The sequence below is a fragment of the Streptomyces sp. NPDC059874 genome (assembly GCF_042731135.1).
Taxonomy (GTDB): domain Bacteria; phylum Actinomycetota; class Actinomycetes; order Streptomycetales; family Streptomycetaceae; genus Streptomyces.
Genome location: NZ_JBHWJY010000006.1, coordinates 1 through 14,382 on the forward strand (window position 1 = coordinate 1; position 14,382 = coordinate 14,382).

Here is a 14,382-nt window from a genome sequence, read left to right on the forward strand (position 1 = left end):
CGCCGCAGATGCGGCGGGGCCCCGTTCGCGTGCGTGGCTACGCCTGTTCGCGCCAGCCGTTCGTGATGGGCAGCCGGCGGTCCTTGCCGAAGCCCTTCGCGGAGATCTTCGTGCCCGGCGGGTACTGGCGTCGCTTGTACTCCGCCGTGTCCACCATCCGCAGCGTCTTCGCGACCAGCTCCCGGTCGAAGCCGGCCTCCACGATGGCCTCCATGCCCTGGTCGCGGTCCACGTACAGGGCCAGGATCGCGTCGAGCACCGGGTAGTCCGGCAGCGAGTCCGTGTCCACCTGGCCGGGGCGCAGCTCGGCGCTCGGCGGCTTCACGATGGAGTTCTCCGGGATCGGCGGGGTCTCGCCGCGTTCGACGGCGGCCCGGTTGCGGTACTCGGCCAGCCGGAAGACGTCCGTCTTGTAGACGTCCTTGATCGGGCCGTAGGCGCCCACCGAGTCCCCGTACAGGGTGGAGTAGCCGACCGCCAGCTCCGACTTGTTGCCCGGGGCCAGCACGATGTGGCCCTCCTGGTTGGAGAGCGCCATCAGCATGGTGCCGCGCAGCCGGGACTGGAGGTTCTCCTCCGCCAGCCCGGTCAGGCCCAGCGAGCCCATGTACGCGTCGAACATCGGCTCGATCGACACGGTGCGGAAGTTCAGGCCGGTGCGCTCGGCCAGCTCCGCCGCGTCGCCCTTGGAGTGGTCCGAGGAGTACTTCGAGGGCATCGAGACGCCGTACACGTTCTGCGCGCCGATGGCGTCGCAGGCGATGGCGGCGACCAGCGCCGAGTCGATGCCTCCGGAGAGCCCGACCAGGACGGAGCGGAAGCCGTTCTTCTTCACGTACGCGCGCAGGCCCACGACCAGCGCGTCGTAGATCTCCTCGTCGTCGTCGAGCCGGTCGGCGTAACCGCCGGTGACGACCGCCTCGGGCGCCTCCGCGGGCTCTTCGGAAAGGATCACCCGGTCGATGCGCAGCCCGTCGTCCACCACGCCCTCGGGGGCGTCGGCCCGTGCCGCCGGCAGGTCGAGGTCGATCAGCACGCAGCCCTCGGAGAACTGCGGGGCGCGGGCGATGACCTCGCCGTCGGCTCCGACGACGATCGAGTCGCCGTCGAAGACCAGCTCGTCCTGACCGCCGATCATGGCCAGGTAGGCGAGGGTGCAGCCGGCCTCCTGGGCCCGCTTCTGGACCAGTTCGAGTCGGACGTCGTCCTTGTTGCGCTCGTACGGGGAGGCGTTGATCGAGATCAGCAGTCCGGCCCCGGCGGAGCGGGTGGCCGGCACCCGGCCGCCCTCCTGCCAGAGGTCCTCGCAGATGGCCAGGGCCACGTCGACTCCGTGCACCCGGATCACCGGCTGGGTGTCGCCCGGTACGAAGTACCGGAACTCGTCGAACACGCCGTAGTTGGGGAGGTGGTGCTTGGCGAAGCGGAGGACGACCTCGCCGCGGTACAGCACCGCGGCCGCGTTCTCCGGGGAACCGGCCGGGCGGCCGAGCCGGGGCGCGGCCTTCTCGGTGCGGTCGAGGTAGCCGACGACGACGGGGAGCTCGCCGAAGCCCTCGTCCGCGAGCCGCGCCGCCAGGTCGCGCAGGGCGGTGCGGGAGGCCTCGACGAAGGACGCGCGCAGGGCGAGGTCCTCGACGGGGTACCCGGTCAGCACCATCTCCGGGAACGCCACCAGATGGGCGCCCTGCTCGGCGGAGTGCCGGGTCCAGTGGACGACCGAGTCGGCGTTGGCGGTGATGTTGCCGACGTGCGAGTCGATCTGATTCAGAGCGAGACGAAGTTGAGGCACGGGGCCCAGTCTAATCGTCTTTCTGACGCGATGTCCTGGACCCCGCCTGATTCCCGCCTGATTCCCGCCTCAGCCGATGGGGCCGGCGAACTTCACCGGGTCAAGGAGAGTGCCGGCGCGGATGTCCGCGGTGACGCTCTTGGTGCCCTCGGGCACCTCGAACGCCACGACGCCGCTGGCGGACTCGCCCGGCATGATGGAACCCCTGATCATCTTCGGCATGCCGCTGCTGTCGAAGACCTTCTCGGCGGTCATGCCCTTGTCGTCGCGGACGTTGGGCATGGAGTAGATGACCTCGTGCGGCGCGGTTCCGCCGTTGGTGATGGTGACGGTGATCTGGATCGCGTTCTTGACCCGCTCGCGGTCGTACTTGTTCTTCGGCTCGTAGTTCGTCGGCGTCGAGAGGCTCACCTTCACGCCGTTGTCGTAGGTGAAGGTCTCGCCGAACGGCAGCGCGCTGGTCAGGCCGGGGACCTGCGAGGGCGACGGCGACTTCGACGGGGGCGTCGAGGGCAGCTTCCACGGCGAGGGCTCGGCGCCGCCGCCGAACAGCCGCTCCTTCCTGCGCTGCTCGACGCCGTCGACCGCGTTCTCGGCGACGACGGCGGTGAGGAACACGCCGCCGACGGAGGCGGCGAGCGCGAGCCCGCCGAGGACGGTGCCGACGATGGACAGCGTCTTGTTCGGGGCGCCCTTGGAGGAGCGGACGATGGCGCCGATGCCGAGACCGATCGCGGTCAGGGCGAGGATGCCGCCGATCCAGAAGAGGAAGGGGACCAGCCCGATGAGGATGCCGAGGCCGCCTACGATCGCCGCGGCGATGGCCAGACCGTTGGTGGTCGGTGCGGGCGGCGCGTACATGGGGTAGCCGAGGCCGGCGGGCGGCTGCGCCCACGGGTTGCCGGGGGAGAACGGCGCGGTGGGGTCGGTGGGGGCGCCGAACCCGGGACCGGCGTGGTGGTTCGGGGGAGCCGGCGGCGTGGGCGGCGTGGGTGGCGCGAACGGGGACGCGGCGGGGGCGGGGGCGGGGGCCGGTGCGGGGGCCGGGGAAGGTGCCGCGGCCGGGGTCTTCTCCAGCGACAGCGACAGCGACGGCGACAGCGACGGCGGCTGCTGGGGCGCCGGGACCGACGCCGCCTCGGGTATGGGCGTCCCGGCCGGTTCGGTCGGGGTGTTGGGCGGGTTCGGCGGGGTGCTCATACGGGCGGGGGCGTCCTTTTGTTCGTCGCGTCGTTCGTCGCGCTGTGATGATCGGCCCAAGCCTGCCACGCCACCGTCCCGCCCCACGCCGCCTTTTACGGGCGCTCGTAGCCGAGCACCGTCATCATCCCCGACTCCGAGTGGTAGACGTTGTGGCAGTGCAGCATCCACAGGCCGGGATTGTCGGCTTCGAAGTCCACCGTCAGCCGTCCGCCCGACAGGATGATCGAGGTGTCCTTGCGGGCGCCCGTGCCGCCGCCCAGCGCGAAGGTGTGCCCGTGCAGGTGCACCGGGTGCCACATCGGAGTCGAGTTCCTGAGCTCCAACCGGACCCGTTCGCCCGCCCTCACCGGACGCCGCTGGTCGGGCGTGTACGGGGTGCCGTCGAAGGCCCAGTTGTAGCGGGCCATGGAGCCGGTCAGCCGGATCGAGACCGTACGGTCCGGCGCGCGCGCCGGCAGGGCCGCCGACTCGGCGGCCCTGAGCTGGTCCGCCATCAGCGGGCGGGTGGCCAGTTCGGCCGGCCTGGTCGCGGCGGTGGGCGCCGTCCCCGACCCGGTGCGCAGCACGGCGAGCGCCGACTGGCCCTTGCCCTCGGCCAGCGCGGTGAGCGGGAACACCCCGTCCTGCGCGGTGACCAGGACGTCGTACCGCTCGCCCATGCCGAGCAGGAGGCAGCCGGTCTTGGCGTGCTCCACCGGGAAGCCGTCGGTGTGGGTGACCGTCAGTTCGTGGCCGCCGAGGGCGATCCGGAAGGGGGTGTCCCCGCCCGCGTTGATGATGCGCAGCCGGATCCGGTCGCCGGGCTGGGCGGTGAAGACGGACGGGTCGTCCGCCACCCTGCCGTTGATCAGGTAGTACGGGTAGGCGACGTCGCCCACGTCCTTGCCGAGCACGTCGCTCTCCCCGAGCATGCGGACGCGCGAGGGGCCGGTGCTGCCGCTCGGTGACGCGGTGGGCGCAGCGCCGTGGCCGGCGTGGCCCGCGGCCTGGCCGTTCGCGCCGCGGAGTTCGGCGAGCACGGCGTCCGGGGTGGACCCGTCGACGCCGTCGAGCCAGTCGTCCAGGACCACCACCCACTCCTTGTCGTACGAGAGGGGCTCCTTCGGGTCCTCGATGACGAGCGGCGCGTACAGCCCGCGGTCCTGCTGGACCCCGGTGTGCGGGTGGAACCAGTACGTCCCCGGGTGCGGGACGGCGAACTCGTACGTGAAGGAGCCGCCCGGGGCGATGTCCCGCTGGGTCAGTCCGGGGACCCCGTCCATGTCGTTGCGCAGGGACAGGCCGTGCCAGTGCAGGGACGTGGCCTCGGGGAGGTTGTTGGCCAGGGTCAGGGAGAGCGTGCCGCCCGCGGTGGCCCGTACCTCCTGGCCCGGCAGCTTGTCGCCGTACGCCCAGGAGCGGAAGACGCGCCCGCCGCCGAGGTCCAGCGGGGTGGCGGTGGCGGTGACCTTGACCTCGGTGAGCGGCCCGGTGGCCTTGCGGGCGGCCTCGGCGGCCTGCACCTCGGGCCCGGCCGGGTCCACGTAGTCGCCGGGGGCCGCGGGCTTGCCGGCGGCGCCGTGGTGCACGGAGCCATCGTCTTCGGCGGAGCCGGCGCAGGCGGCGAGCAGCCCCGAGCCGGCGAGGGCCGCGGAGGCGCCGAGGACGGCGCGGCGGGAGGGAAGAGAGCGCACGGAAGTACCTCGTGGGGTCGTGAGGGGGGCATGCGGTCGTGGGGGGTGCGGGCATGCCGGGGTGACGGCGGGGCCCGGTCCTATACGCGCGGGACGGCCGGCCGGTCGAGGAGTTCGCGGGGTGAGGGCGGGTCGGGGCCCCCGGCGGACCGGTCCGGTGTGCGGGCCGCGCCCCCGAGCGGCGCGGTATCGCGGGAGCCGGCCGGTCCGGTGTCGGGGCGCGGCACGACGAGCACGGCGAGGCAGACGGATCCGGGGTCCGTGCCGGCCCCGGACAGCGGGGTCCGGGCGTGGTGCGGCTCACCGTCCGCCGCCGGGTCGGGCGGGCCCGCCGAGGCAACGGAGCGGGCGGTGGACGCGTCTTCCGAGGCATGGGATTCAGTCGGATGGCCCAGGACGTGCATGGTCACCATGCCCAGCAGGAGCGCGGCGAGCAGCAGCGGCCGGGGCCACGGGGCGGCTCGCTGGGCTCTGCTCGTCATGTCCGGAACCCTACCCGGGGTGGGTATCCGATCGTCGGATCAACCGCCGGGTCTGCATAGGATTAGTCACACTATGTCCCCTAATGGCCCCTCTCCGCGCCCGTCGTCGCGTACCGCCTGGCCGGTGGCCGTGCTGATCGGGCTCGGCGCCGCCGCCTACACCGCGTGGGTCCTCGAAGTCGTCCTCTCCACGGGCCTCAACCCCATCGAGACGTACGTGAGCGAGCTCGCCGCCCAGGACCAGCCGCTCGGCGGCCTCTTCCGGGCCACCGACTTCTGCGCCGGCCTGCTCGCCTTCGCGGGCGGGTCGCTCGCGCTCCTCGGGCTGCTGCGCCACGCCGGGTCGCGCCGCCCGTGGGCCGTCGCCGGATGGGCCGGAGTCACCCTCTTCGGGGCGGCCACCGCCGCCGACGCCTGGCTGCCGCTGAGCTGTACGCCCACCGTGGACCCGGTGTGCGCCGCCCGGGAGACCGCCGGTCTCGTCCCCGCCACCCATCAGGCGCACGCCGTCAGCAGCAGCCTCGCGATGACCGGCGCCCTCGTCGGGATCGTGGCCCTCACCGTCGCCGCCCGGCGCTACGGCCGGCTCGCCCCGCTGGCCCGCCACGGCCCGGTGCTGGTCGTCCTGGAGCTGCTCGCCACCGCGTGGACCCTGACCGCCATAGCCCTGTTCACCGCCGGGCGCGGGACCTGGGCCCTGGGTGCCGGGCAGCGGCTCCAGGTGCTGTTCGTGGCGCTCTGGCTGGGCCTGCTCGCCCACTCCGTGCACAAGGAGCGCCGTACGTGAGCGGGCCGGGTCGCTTCGTGCGTGTGGACGGGGTCCCGCTGCACGTGGTGGTCGAGGGCCGGGGGCCGGTCTGCGTGCTCAGCGCCGGCCTGGCCATGGCCTGGTTCGACTGGGACCCGGTGGCCGCGCTGCTGGTCGCGGCGGGCCGTACCGTGGTCCGCTTCGACCGCCCGGGCCACGGCCTCAGCGGCCCCGCCACCGAAGCGCCGACGGCCGCGGGGGAGGCCCACCGCATCGCGCGCGTCCTGGACGCGCTGCAATCGGCGGGCGCGGTGGACGCCGGCCAGGCGGGCCCCGTCACCGTCGTCGGGCATTCCATCGCCGGCTTCCACGCCGAGGCCTTCGCCCGCCTGTACCCCGAGCGCACCGCCGCCCTCGTGCTCGTCGACTCCAGCGTCGAGGAGGTCCCGCGCGCCCTGCTGTCCGCCGGGCTCCGCACCGGCGTCGCGCGGGTCCTCGGGCGGGCCGTGACCGCCGTCGGGCTGCCCGCGGCCCTCGGCCCGCTCGCGCGGCGGGCCGCCGTGCGGGCATCACGGACCGGCGGGTCCGACCCGGCCGCGCGTGACCTCGTACGCCGCTGCTACCGCACCGGCCGCGTCTGGCGGGGGGCGCTGCTGGAGAACGCCTGCTACCTCGATGTCGCCGCCGAGATGCCGGCCCTGCGCCTTGCGCACCCGTCGGCCGCGCCCGCCACCGTCCTCGCGGGCCACGACGGCTCCGGGAGCCGCGCCGCCCTGCGCTGGCTCGCCCGCCAGGCGGCACTCGCCGACCGGCTCGGCGCCCGCTTCGAGGTCGCCGAGCCCGCCGGTCACCTGGTCATGCTGGACCGCCCGGACCAGGTGGCCCGGGCGGTCCTGAGCACTGCCGAGCAGGGTCAGCCGCGGGCGTAGACCTTCTCCACGAAGTCGGCCATCTGCCGATCCGTGAGGTGCTTGGCCAGATCGGCCTCGCTGATCATGCCGACGAGCTTCTTGTTCCTGATCACCGGGAGCCTGCGGATCTGGTGGCTCTCCATCTCCTCCAGTACCTCGGAGACGTCGGCGCCCGCGTCGATCCAGCGCGGCGTGCCCTGGGCCATCTCGCCGGCCGTCACCTTCGACGGGTTGTGGCCCTTGGCCACACAGCCCACCACGATGTCGCGGTCGGTCAGGATGCCGCAGAGCCGTTCCGTCTTGTCGCTGATGGGCAGCGCGCCCACGTTGAGGCGGGCCATCAGCTGAGCGGCCCGGTCCAGGGTTTCGGTGGCGGGGATCCACTGGGCCCCGGCGTGCATGATGTCTCCGGCGGTGGTCATCGCGTAAACCTCCAAAGCGCCGAGTACCGGCGGGGCGCGGGTGCTCCCGCCGCGGCGTCACCATCGTCATTCGGCCGTTCGGCCCACGCGACCCGACAGGGGGAGCACACGCCCATACGGGTGACGGGACGCCTCCCACCACCGTACGGGCGTGTCCCGTCACCCGCGCGGCGCGGCTCCGCGCTTCGCCAGCATGTCCGCCATGAGGGTGAGCTCCGACTGCTGCGCGTCGACCATGCCCTGGGCGAGGGCCCGCTCGACGGGGGTCGTGCACAGCTGGGCGCAGCCCTCGGCCATCGCGACGCCGCCCTTGTGGTGGTCGGTCATCAGCTGGAGGTAGAGCACCTCGGCGTCCCGGCCCTCGGCGGCGCCGAGCCGGGCGAGCTCCTCCTTGCCGGCCATGCCGGGCATGAGCGGCCCGCCGGGCCGGGCCTGCCCGGCATGCCCGGAATGGCCGCCGTCGGCCGCCATCCAGGACATCGGGGGCTCGTCCGCCAGCACCTTCGGCAGCCCCCACAGGTCCAGCCAGCCGAGGAGCATGCCCCGCTGGTTGGCCTGGGTGTTGGCGATGTCGTACGCGAGGCTGCGCACGGCCTCGTCCTGGGTGCGGTCGCGCACGATGAAGGACATCTCCACCGCCTGCTGGTGATGTACCGCCATGTCCCGGGCGAAGCCCGCGTCGGCGGAGCGCAGCCCGGGCGGGCCGGAGGTCGGCGCGGCGGCGCGGTCGTCGCCGTCGCCGTTCGCCGCGGCGGCCATCGTGGCCACGGCGGCGAACAGCAGCGCCAGCAGGACGGCCGTGCCCGCGACCCAGTACGTACGGGGCGTACGGCTCACTTGGTCAGGCCGTTCGTGCAGGCGGCGCCCGGCTCGGGGGTCTGGTCGCCCTGCACGTACTTGGTGAAGAACTGCGCCACCCGGGGGTCGTCCGCCGTCTCCACCGTCAGCTGCTTGCCCCAGGCGCTGAGCATGATCGCCCCGGCCTGCTCCTTGACCGGGCTCATCAGCGTGTACGGCGTCTGTTCCACCCGCGCGGAGAGCTTGTCGAGGTCGGCCTTGGCGGCCTTCTCGTTGTACGTCACCCAGACCGCGCCGTGCTCCAGCGAGTGCACGGCGTTCACCTCGGGGACCGCGGCCTGGTAGACGTCGCCGTTGCAGTTCATCCAGCGGGGGTGGTGGTCACCGCCGATCGGCGGGTTCATCTCGTACTTCACCGGGGTCTCGACGTGGTTGCGGCCCAGCGTCTTCAGGTCCCACAGCTGCTCGCCCTCGACGGGCTTCTTGCGGAGCTCCTGCTGCTCCTTGAGGAGCTTCTCCGCGGCCTGCTGCTTGCGCTTCTCGGTCTGCTTCTGGTCGATCAGCACCCAGGCGCCGAAGCCGACGAGTCCGGCGACGATGGCCGTGGAGAGGGTGATCGTGATGGCCTTCATGCGCCGCTCGCGCGCCTTGTCGGCCCGGCGCATCTCGGCTATCCGTGCCTGGCGGGACTGCGGGTCGGTGTTCTTGGTGGTCCTGGTGGACATGTGCCCTGGTTCCTTTGGCTGAGGGGGGTGGATGGAGCGTCGAAACCGGACCCGTCAGGTCCGCAGCACCTGGAGCACATGCAGGTCGGGGGCGCGGGCGAGCGGCTCGGGCGGCCGCGTCGACCCCGCCCCGACGGCCCGGGCGGGGGCCGCCGGCTCACCGCCGGCCGGTACCGCGGCGGGCTGCGACGCGGGCAGCACGCCCGCCGTCGCGTGCGCGAGGGGGGAGCAGCCGGGGAGGTCGTGCGGCGACGCGCAGACGGCGTGCGCCCGCGCCTCGACCACCCGCCCGTCCCCACCGGGCCGCGAGCAGAGGAACAGCACCCCCACCAGCGCTCCGACCAGACCCCAGAACGCCGTCAGGCGGACGGCACGCCGAAGCGGCGGACGTCCTTGACGCCCCCGCTGCGTGTACTGCCGGCCCCCCATGGGCGCCGATGGTAATGCTCATGACCGGCCGGAGGTCAGTGCGGGGGTGTCATGACCTTTCGGGGGTGCGTAATGTGGCGGAAACCACCGCTGGCGATACTGGGCCGGCCCGACTGTGGCCCGCCCCTCGGGGAGGTGGTGCACAGGCCGTCTGAACTGCGAGGATGAAGGCATGGACAAGCAGCAGGAATTCGTCCTCCGGACGCTTGAGGAGCGCGACATCCGCTTCGTGCGCCTGTGGTTCACCGACGTACTGGGCTTCCTCAAGTCCGTCGCGGTCGCCCCCGCCGAGCTGGAGCAGGCCTTCGACGAGGGCATCGGTTTCGACGGCTCCGCGATCGAGGGCTTCGCGCGGGTCTACGAGTCCGACATGATCGCCAAGCCGGACCCGAGCACGTTCCAGATACTGCCGTGGCGCGCGGAGGCTCCCGGGACCGCCCGGATGTTCTGCGACATCCTGATGCCGGACGGCTCCCCGTCCTTCGCGGACCCGCGCTACGTCCTCAAGCGCATCCTGGCCAAGACCTCCGACCTGGGCTTCACCTTCTACACCCACCCGGAGATCGAGTTCTTCCTGCTGAAGGACAAGCCGCTGGACGGCACCCGCCCGGTCCCGGCGGACAACTCCGGCTATTTCGACCACACTCCGCAGAACGTGGGCATGGACTTCCGCCGCCAGGCGATCACGATGCTCGAATCCATGGGCATCTCGGTCGAGTTCAGCCACCACGAGGGCGCCCCGGGCCAGCAGGAGATCGACCTCCGCTACGCGGACGCCCTCTCCACCGCCGACAACATCATGACCTTCCGCCTCGTCATGAAGCAGGTCGCCCTCGAACAGGGCGTCCAGGCCACCTTCATGCCGAAGCCCTTCTCCGAGTACCCCGGCTCGGGCATGCACACCCACCTCTCCCTCTTCGAGGGCGACCGCAACGCCTTCTACGAGTCGGGCGCCGAGTACCAGCTCTCGAAGGTCGGCCGCTCCTTCATCGCGGGCCTCCTCAAGCACGCCGCGGAGACGGCCGCCGTCACCAACCAGTGGGTCAACTCCTACAAGCGCATCTGGGGCGGCTCCTCCCGCACCGCCGGCTCCGGTGGCGAGGCCCCCTCGTACATCTGCTGGGGCCACAACAACCGCTCGGCCCTGATCCGCGTCCCGATGTACAAGCCGGGCAAGACGGGCTCCTCCCGCGTCGAGGTCCGTTCGATCGACTCGGGCGCCAACCCCTACCTCACGTACGCCGTCCTCCTGGCGGCCGGCCTCAAGGGCATCGAGGAGGGCTACGAACTCCCGGCGGGCGCCGACGACGACGTCTGGGCCCTCTCCGACGCGGAACGCCGCGCGATGGGCATCGAGCCCCTCCCGCAGAACCTCGGCGAGGCCATCTCCCTGATGGAGCGCAGCGAACTGGTCGCGGAAACCCTCGGCGAGCACGTCTTCGACTTCTTCCTGCGCAACAAGAAGCAGGAGTGGGAGGAGTACCGCTCGGAGGTCACGGCCTTCGAACTCCGCAAGAACCTCCCGGTTCTGTAACCCGAGTTCAAAGCCCCTGCGGGCCACGTACGACACCCCGGGCCGGTGGTCATCGACCACCGGCCCGGAGTCGTCTCGTTCCCCCCGGGCCATCCGTGGGCCGTCCGATCCGCCGTCGCCCGGCCCCGGGCATCGGCTACGGTCCTGGCTGTGAACCGTACCGAGCGTCTGTACGCCCTGGTGGAGGAGTTACGCGCGGTCTCGCCCCGGCCGCGCAGCGCCCGGTGGCTCGCCGAGCGCTTCGGCGTCAGCACCCGCACCATCGAGCGCGACCTCAGCGCCCTGCAGCAGTCCGGCGTGCCGCTCTACGCCGAACCGGGCCGCAGCGGCGGGTACGTGGTGGACAAGGACCACACCCTGCCGCCCCTGACCATCACCCCGGCCGAGGCGGCGGCCCTGGCCGTGGCCCTGCACGGGCTGTCCGGGACACCGTTCGCGGCGGACGCCCGCTCGGCGCTGTACAAGGTGCTCGCCGTCATGCCGCAGCGCGAACGTCAGGCCGCGGGCGAGCTCGCCGCTCGGATACGGCTCGCCGTGAACCCCGTGCGACCGTCCGCGCTCCCGCACACCCTGCGCGAGGCGCTCTCGACCAACCGGCTGCTGCACCTGTGCTACGCCGACGCGCGGGGCGAGGTCACCGACCGCACCGTCGAACCCCTGGGCTTCCTCGGAGGCGACCACTGGTACCTCATCGGCTGGTGCCGGCTGAGCTCCGCCGTGCGGGGCTTCCGCCTCGACCGCATCCGGGAGGCGCGGGCACTGGAGGAAACGGCGGAGCCGCGTCCGGTGGACCTGTCCGAACCGGACACCCCCGGATGGGATTTCGTCGCACTCGACAAGCTCTACGGTTTCGCTTGAGCCACCGCTCGGAGGGCTAAACACCGACAGAGGGTTGTCGCCCTCGGCCCGGAGGCTGGGTGACCACGAACCGACCTTGGAAGGCACCCATGTCTGTGACGACGACCCCCCTCACCGACTCCGCACCGCTGACCCGGGAGGCCGGCAACCGGCTGGTGGAGGGCTGGGCGGCGCTCTGGAACGGAGACATCGCCCTCGCCGAGCAGATCCTCGCCCCCGGCTTCCGGCTGTACTTCGCGGACGACTCCGCCGCCACTTTCGGCCAGGACGAACTGACCGCGTTCATCTCGGTCAACAGCCAGGCCTTCACGGGCCTGACGTTCGGCGCCGACGCCGCACCGCTGGTCGACTCCGAGCGCGGCGAGATGGCCTGTCGGTGGCACGAGAGCCACGCCGAGGGCGAGGGCGACGTCGTCGTCCGGAGCGGCATCGACATGTTCGCGGTCACGGACGGCCGGATCTCCGCCGTGTGGTCACTCACCGGCAACAAGCGCTTCGCCGCCTGACCGGCACGGTCCGGCGCCGGGCCACGGGCCCCGGCGGGGGACCGGCGCGCCTCCTTCGGTTCGGCCGTGACGGGCCTCAGCGGACCGCGCGGTGCCAGGTGGGGGTCGTCGTGGTGCGGGGGGTGGTGGTGATGTGGAGCTGGGCGTCGAGGCCCAGGACCGCCATCGTGGTGCCGGAGAGTTCCAGGACCGCGCCCGGGGCGCCCGCGTAGAGCATCGCGGATTCCGTCCAGGCCGGGGGCCCGCCGAGGCCCGTCGTGCCGATCGTGCCCGTGTCCGCGCGGCCCGAGACGAGGCGGCCCGCCACGCCGACCGCGCCGTAGCCCGCCCGGCCGCCGGCCTCCGCGACGCTGGAGACCTGGGGCTTGCCGGCGGTCGCCGTGACCAGGGCCGTGCGGACCACGCCCGAGTCGGGGCGGCGGAAGTACAGGCGGACGCCCGCGCCGTCCGGGGCCGCCGTCAGGGGGACCGTCGTGGCGGGCAGGCCCGTCTCGACCGGGCCGTGCAGCGGAGCTCCCGGGGTGGGCTGGATCCAGGCCAGGACCGAGTTCGTGGTGGTGGCGTACACGTGGCGCCGCCCGGCGGAGTCGACGGCCGTCACCGGGTCGCTCTGCAGGTCCTCGCCGCCCAGGCGGCCCCAGGCGGAGAAGCCGCCGTCCGGCTGCTGGACGGTGGCGCGCAGGGTGCGGCGGGAGTCGCGCAGGTAGACGGTGATGCGGCCGTCCGGGTCCACGGCGGCCGAGGGGGAGCTGATCGCGGAGGTGCCCTCCTCGTCGGGCCCCTCGGGGGTGCCGAGCGACTGCCAGGGCCTGAACGGGCCGTCGGGCGCGGACTGGACGGCGTACACGACCTCGCGCCGGTATTCGAGGGGTACGGGCCCCAGCGTCGTGCGGGTGGCCAGGACGGCCACGCGACCGTCGGGGAAGCGGACGGCGCTCGCGCCCGGGTCGATGCCGGTGCCGGGGAGGAGCGCCGGGCCGGTCCAGGCGCCGCCGGGCGCCCGGGTCCAGTACGCGGTCTGCCCGTCGAGGGTGGCGAACGCCCAGAGCCGGCCGGGCGTGCCCTCCGTCATCCAGGAGCTGTGGTCGCCGCGGCTGTAGCGCAGGGACTGGGCCCAGTTCCGGCCGGTGGGATTGCCCGCGACCTTCCGGTCGCCGCAGCCGGACGGGCTGCCGCAGTAGTTCTCGCCGTCGTGCCAGGCGTAGGTCTTCAGGAAGCCGGTCTTCGTCTCGGCGGTCTGCGGGTCCAACGAGTGCGGGAGGGTGCTGTTGTGGTAGCCGAGGTAGTTCTGCACCGAGAAGTGCGGACGGCTCGTGACCCGCTCCGCGTACGCGGCCGCGGCGGCCTGCGCGAAGCGGGCGGCGTACATGTGGTCCTGGTGGTCGGTGTACCTGCCGGTCTCCCCGTACCGGCCGGGCGTCGGGTCCTGCATCCGTATCGTCGTCGGCCGGTACCGCTCCAGGACCCCGGATATCGCCTGTATGAGCTGGTCCTTGGAGTAGGTGAACTCCTTCTTGACCGGGGTCCCGGAGGTCAACTGGGAGGCCAGCGCGGGTATCCGCCCGTTCCACAGGCCGCGCAGGCTGTCGGGGTTGTCGCCGCCGGGAGTGCGGGCCTCGCGCAGCTGGAGCCAGACCAGGTTGACGTGCGGTTTCGCGATGAGGACGTCGAGTTCGGCCTGTCCGCCGCCGGCCGTGGGCACGACCGTACGACGCCACGCGCTGGTGCGGTCCCCGGTGGCCATCTGCGCGTAGGCGGAGCGTATGCCGTTCTGCCGGGCCTCCGCGTAGTGGGCGCGGTCGGAGGGCTGGTCCGGGTCCTTGGCTGCGCCGCCGTTGGCGCGGTTCACGCCGTCGGCCTCGCCGGAGGTCAGGTAGACGGTGGCGACCGGGGTGCCGGCGAGGAGCGACCGGCTGAGGTCGGGGTTCATGAAGAAGAGGTCGTCGTCGGGGTGGGCGACGACCTGGACGACCGACCCGGCGGTGACGCTCGCGGGCAGGACGGCGGCCGGACCCTCGGTCCGGGTGACCTCGGCCGACGTCTGCTGGGCGGAGGCCACGGCGAGCACGCCGGTGGTGCCCGCGGTGAGCACCGTGAGCAGGGCCGCGAAGCGGCGACGGGTGATGGGCATCGGGTCACGCCTTGGGGGTCGTTCGGGTCGGAAAGAACTGCTGAGCAGTCAGAGAGAGGCCAAAACGGGGAACTTGGTTCACCGGTTTCGGCGATGACTGCCACTTTCCGAAAAAGACCGGACGTGATTGTGCCCTGTGGAGTTTTTGGTCCGTATATGTGACCGAGATG

General features: G+C 72.6%; 14 protein-coding genes. 5 read left to right on the top strand and 9 right to left on the bottom strand.

Annotated features, from left to right (window positions below):
* Window positions 1–37: 37 nt before the first annotated feature.
* The 4 genes from ACFV9H_RS05170 to ACFV9H_RS05185 form a co-directional block, all read right to left on the bottom strand.
* Entirely contained in the window at window positions 38–1,792 is a 1,755-nt protein-coding gene (locus ACFV9H_RS05170; protein WP_385393535.1) for an NAD+ synthase, read from the bottom strand.
* Window positions 1,793–1,861: 69 nt separating this feature from the next.
* The gene (locus tag ACFV9H_RS05175) at window positions 1,862–2,992 is read right to left on the bottom strand and encodes a DUF4352 domain-containing protein (protein WP_385393537.1); all 1,131 of its coding nucleotides are present in this window, start codon (window positions 2,990–2,992) and stop codon (window positions 1,862–1,864) included.
* 95 nt (window positions 2,993–3,087) lie between these two features.
* On the bottom strand, window positions 3,088–4,668 hold the full coding sequence (locus tag ACFV9H_RS05180) for a multicopper oxidase family protein (protein WP_385393540.1): 1,581 nt from the start codon (window positions 4,666–4,668) through the stop codon (window positions 3,088–3,090).
* An 80-nt stretch (window positions 4,669–4,748) separates the two neighbouring features.
* Window positions 4,749–5,150, bottom strand: coding sequence for a hypothetical protein (locus ACFV9H_RS05185; RefSeq protein WP_385393543.1), 402 nt, complete (start codon window positions 5,148–5,150; stop codon window positions 4,749–4,751).
* Between the two features lie 73 nt (window positions 5,151–5,223).
* Between ACFV9H_RS05185 and ACFV9H_RS05190 the strand changes: the two genes are divergently transcribed.
* Together ACFV9H_RS05190 and ACFV9H_RS05195 are read left to right on the top strand one after the other, a co-directional pair.
* Window positions 5,224–5,937, top strand: coding sequence for a DUF998 domain-containing protein (locus ACFV9H_RS05190; protein WP_385393546.1), 714 nt, complete (start codon window positions 5,224–5,226; stop codon window positions 5,935–5,937).
* Window positions 5,934–6,827 (top strand): alpha/beta fold hydrolase, encoded by an 894-nt coding sequence (locus tag ACFV9H_RS05195; protein WP_385393549.1) that lies wholly within the window; start codon window positions 5,934–5,936, stop codon window positions 6,825–6,827. The genes ACFV9H_RS05190 and ACFV9H_RS05195 overlap by 4 nt, the downstream gene beginning before the upstream one ends.
* Here the strand turns inward: ACFV9H_RS05195 and ACFV9H_RS05200 are convergent.
* The 4 genes from ACFV9H_RS05200 to ACFV9H_RS05215 all read right to left on the bottom strand — a co-directional run bounded on the left by ACFV9H_RS05200 (window position 6,812) and on the right by ACFV9H_RS05215 (window position 9,183).
* Window positions 6,812–7,231, bottom strand: coding sequence for a CBS domain-containing protein (locus ACFV9H_RS05200; protein ID WP_385393552.1), 420 nt, complete (start codon window positions 7,229–7,231; stop codon window positions 6,812–6,814). The two genes, ACFV9H_RS05195 and ACFV9H_RS05200, sit on opposite strands and share 16 nt — an antisense overlap.
* Before the next feature lie 159 nt (window positions 7,232–7,390).
* Window positions 7,391–8,068 carry a DUF305 domain-containing protein gene (locus ACFV9H_RS05205; protein WP_385393554.1) on the bottom strand — a complete coding sequence of 226 codons (678 nt, stop codon included), beginning with the start codon at window positions 8,066–8,068 and terminating at the stop codon, window positions 7,391–7,393.
* Window positions 8,065–8,754 carry a DUF3105 domain-containing protein gene (locus ACFV9H_RS05210; protein WP_385393556.1) on the bottom strand — a complete coding sequence of 230 codons (690 nt, stop codon included), beginning with the start codon at window positions 8,752–8,754 and terminating at the stop codon, window positions 8,065–8,067. Before ACFV9H_RS05210 ends, ACFV9H_RS05205 begins: the two co-directional genes overlap by 4 nt.
* A 54-nt stretch (window positions 8,755–8,808) precedes the next feature.
* Window positions 8,809–9,183, bottom strand: coding sequence for a hypothetical protein (locus ACFV9H_RS05215; RefSeq protein WP_385393558.1), 375 nt, complete (start codon window positions 9,181–9,183; stop codon window positions 8,809–8,811).
* A 172-nt stretch (window positions 9,184–9,355) separates the two neighbouring features.
* On the opposite strand from ACFV9H_RS05215, the gene ACFV9H_RS05220 reads away from it, so the two are divergent.
* The 3 genes from ACFV9H_RS05220 to ACFV9H_RS05230 all read left to right on the top strand — a co-directional run bounded on the left by ACFV9H_RS05220 (window position 9,356) and on the right by ACFV9H_RS05230 (window position 12,081).
* The gene (locus ACFV9H_RS05220; protein WP_365479648.1) at window positions 9,356–10,717 is read left to right on the top strand and encodes a glutamine synthetase family protein; all 1,362 of its coding nucleotides are present in this window, start codon (window positions 9,356–9,358) and stop codon (window positions 10,715–10,717) included.
* A gap of 150 nt (window positions 10,718–10,867) precedes the next feature.
* Window positions 10,868–11,575: a helix-turn-helix transcriptional regulator gene (locus tag ACFV9H_RS05225; RefSeq protein WP_385393561.1), complete on the top strand. Its 708-nt coding sequence runs from the start codon at window positions 10,868–10,870 to the stop codon at window positions 11,573–11,575.
* An 89-nt stretch (window positions 11,576–11,664) separates the two neighbouring features.
* Entirely contained in the window at window positions 11,665–12,081 is a 417-nt protein-coding gene (locus ACFV9H_RS05230; RefSeq protein ID WP_385393564.1) for a nuclear transport factor 2 family protein, read from the top strand.
* A gap of 76 nt (window positions 12,082–12,157) precedes the next feature.
* On the opposite strand, the gene ACFV9H_RS05235 is transcribed toward ACFV9H_RS05230, so the two are convergent.
* Window positions 12,158–14,212: a PIG-L family deacetylase gene (locus ACFV9H_RS05235; RefSeq protein WP_385393566.1), complete on the bottom strand. Its 2,055-nt coding sequence runs from the start codon at window positions 14,210–14,212 to the stop codon at window positions 12,158–12,160.
* Window positions 14,213–14,382 lie beyond the last annotated feature (170 nt).

Coding starts and splice junctions, on each gene's coding strand:
- ACFV9H_RS05200 (WP_385393552.1), bottom strand. CDS start 7,231: ATGACCACCGCCGGAGACATCATGCACGCCGGGGCCCAGTGGATCCCC.
- ACFV9H_RS05215 (WP_385393558.1), bottom strand. CDS start 9,183: ATGGGGGGCCGGCAGTACACGCAGCGGGGGCGTCAAGGACGTCCGCCG.
- ACFV9H_RS05185 (WP_385393543.1), bottom strand. CDS start 5,150: ATGACGAGCAGAGCCCAGCGAGCCGCCCCGTGGCCCCGGCCGCTGCTG.
- ACFV9H_RS05210 (WP_385393556.1), bottom strand. CDS start 8,754: ATGTCCACCAGGACCACCAAGAACACCGACCCGCAGTCCCGCCAGGCA.
- ACFV9H_RS05235 (WP_385393566.1), bottom strand. CDS start 14,212: ATGCCCATCACCCGTCGCCGCTTCGCGGCCCTGCTCACGGTGCTCACC.
- ACFV9H_RS05190 (WP_385393546.1), top strand. CDS start 5,224: ATGTCCCCTAATGGCCCCTCTCCGCGCCCGTCGTCGCGTACCGCCTGG.
- ACFV9H_RS05220 (WP_365479648.1), top strand. CDS start 9,356: ATGGACAAGCAGCAGGAATTCGTCCTCCGGACGCTTGAGGAGCGCGAC.
- ACFV9H_RS05230 (WP_385393564.1), top strand. CDS start 11,665: ATGTCTGTGACGACGACCCCCCTCACCGACTCCGCACCGCTGACCCGG.
- ACFV9H_RS05175 (WP_385393537.1), bottom strand. CDS start 2,992: ATGAGCACCCCGCCGAACCCGCCCAACACCCCGACCGAACCGGCCGGG.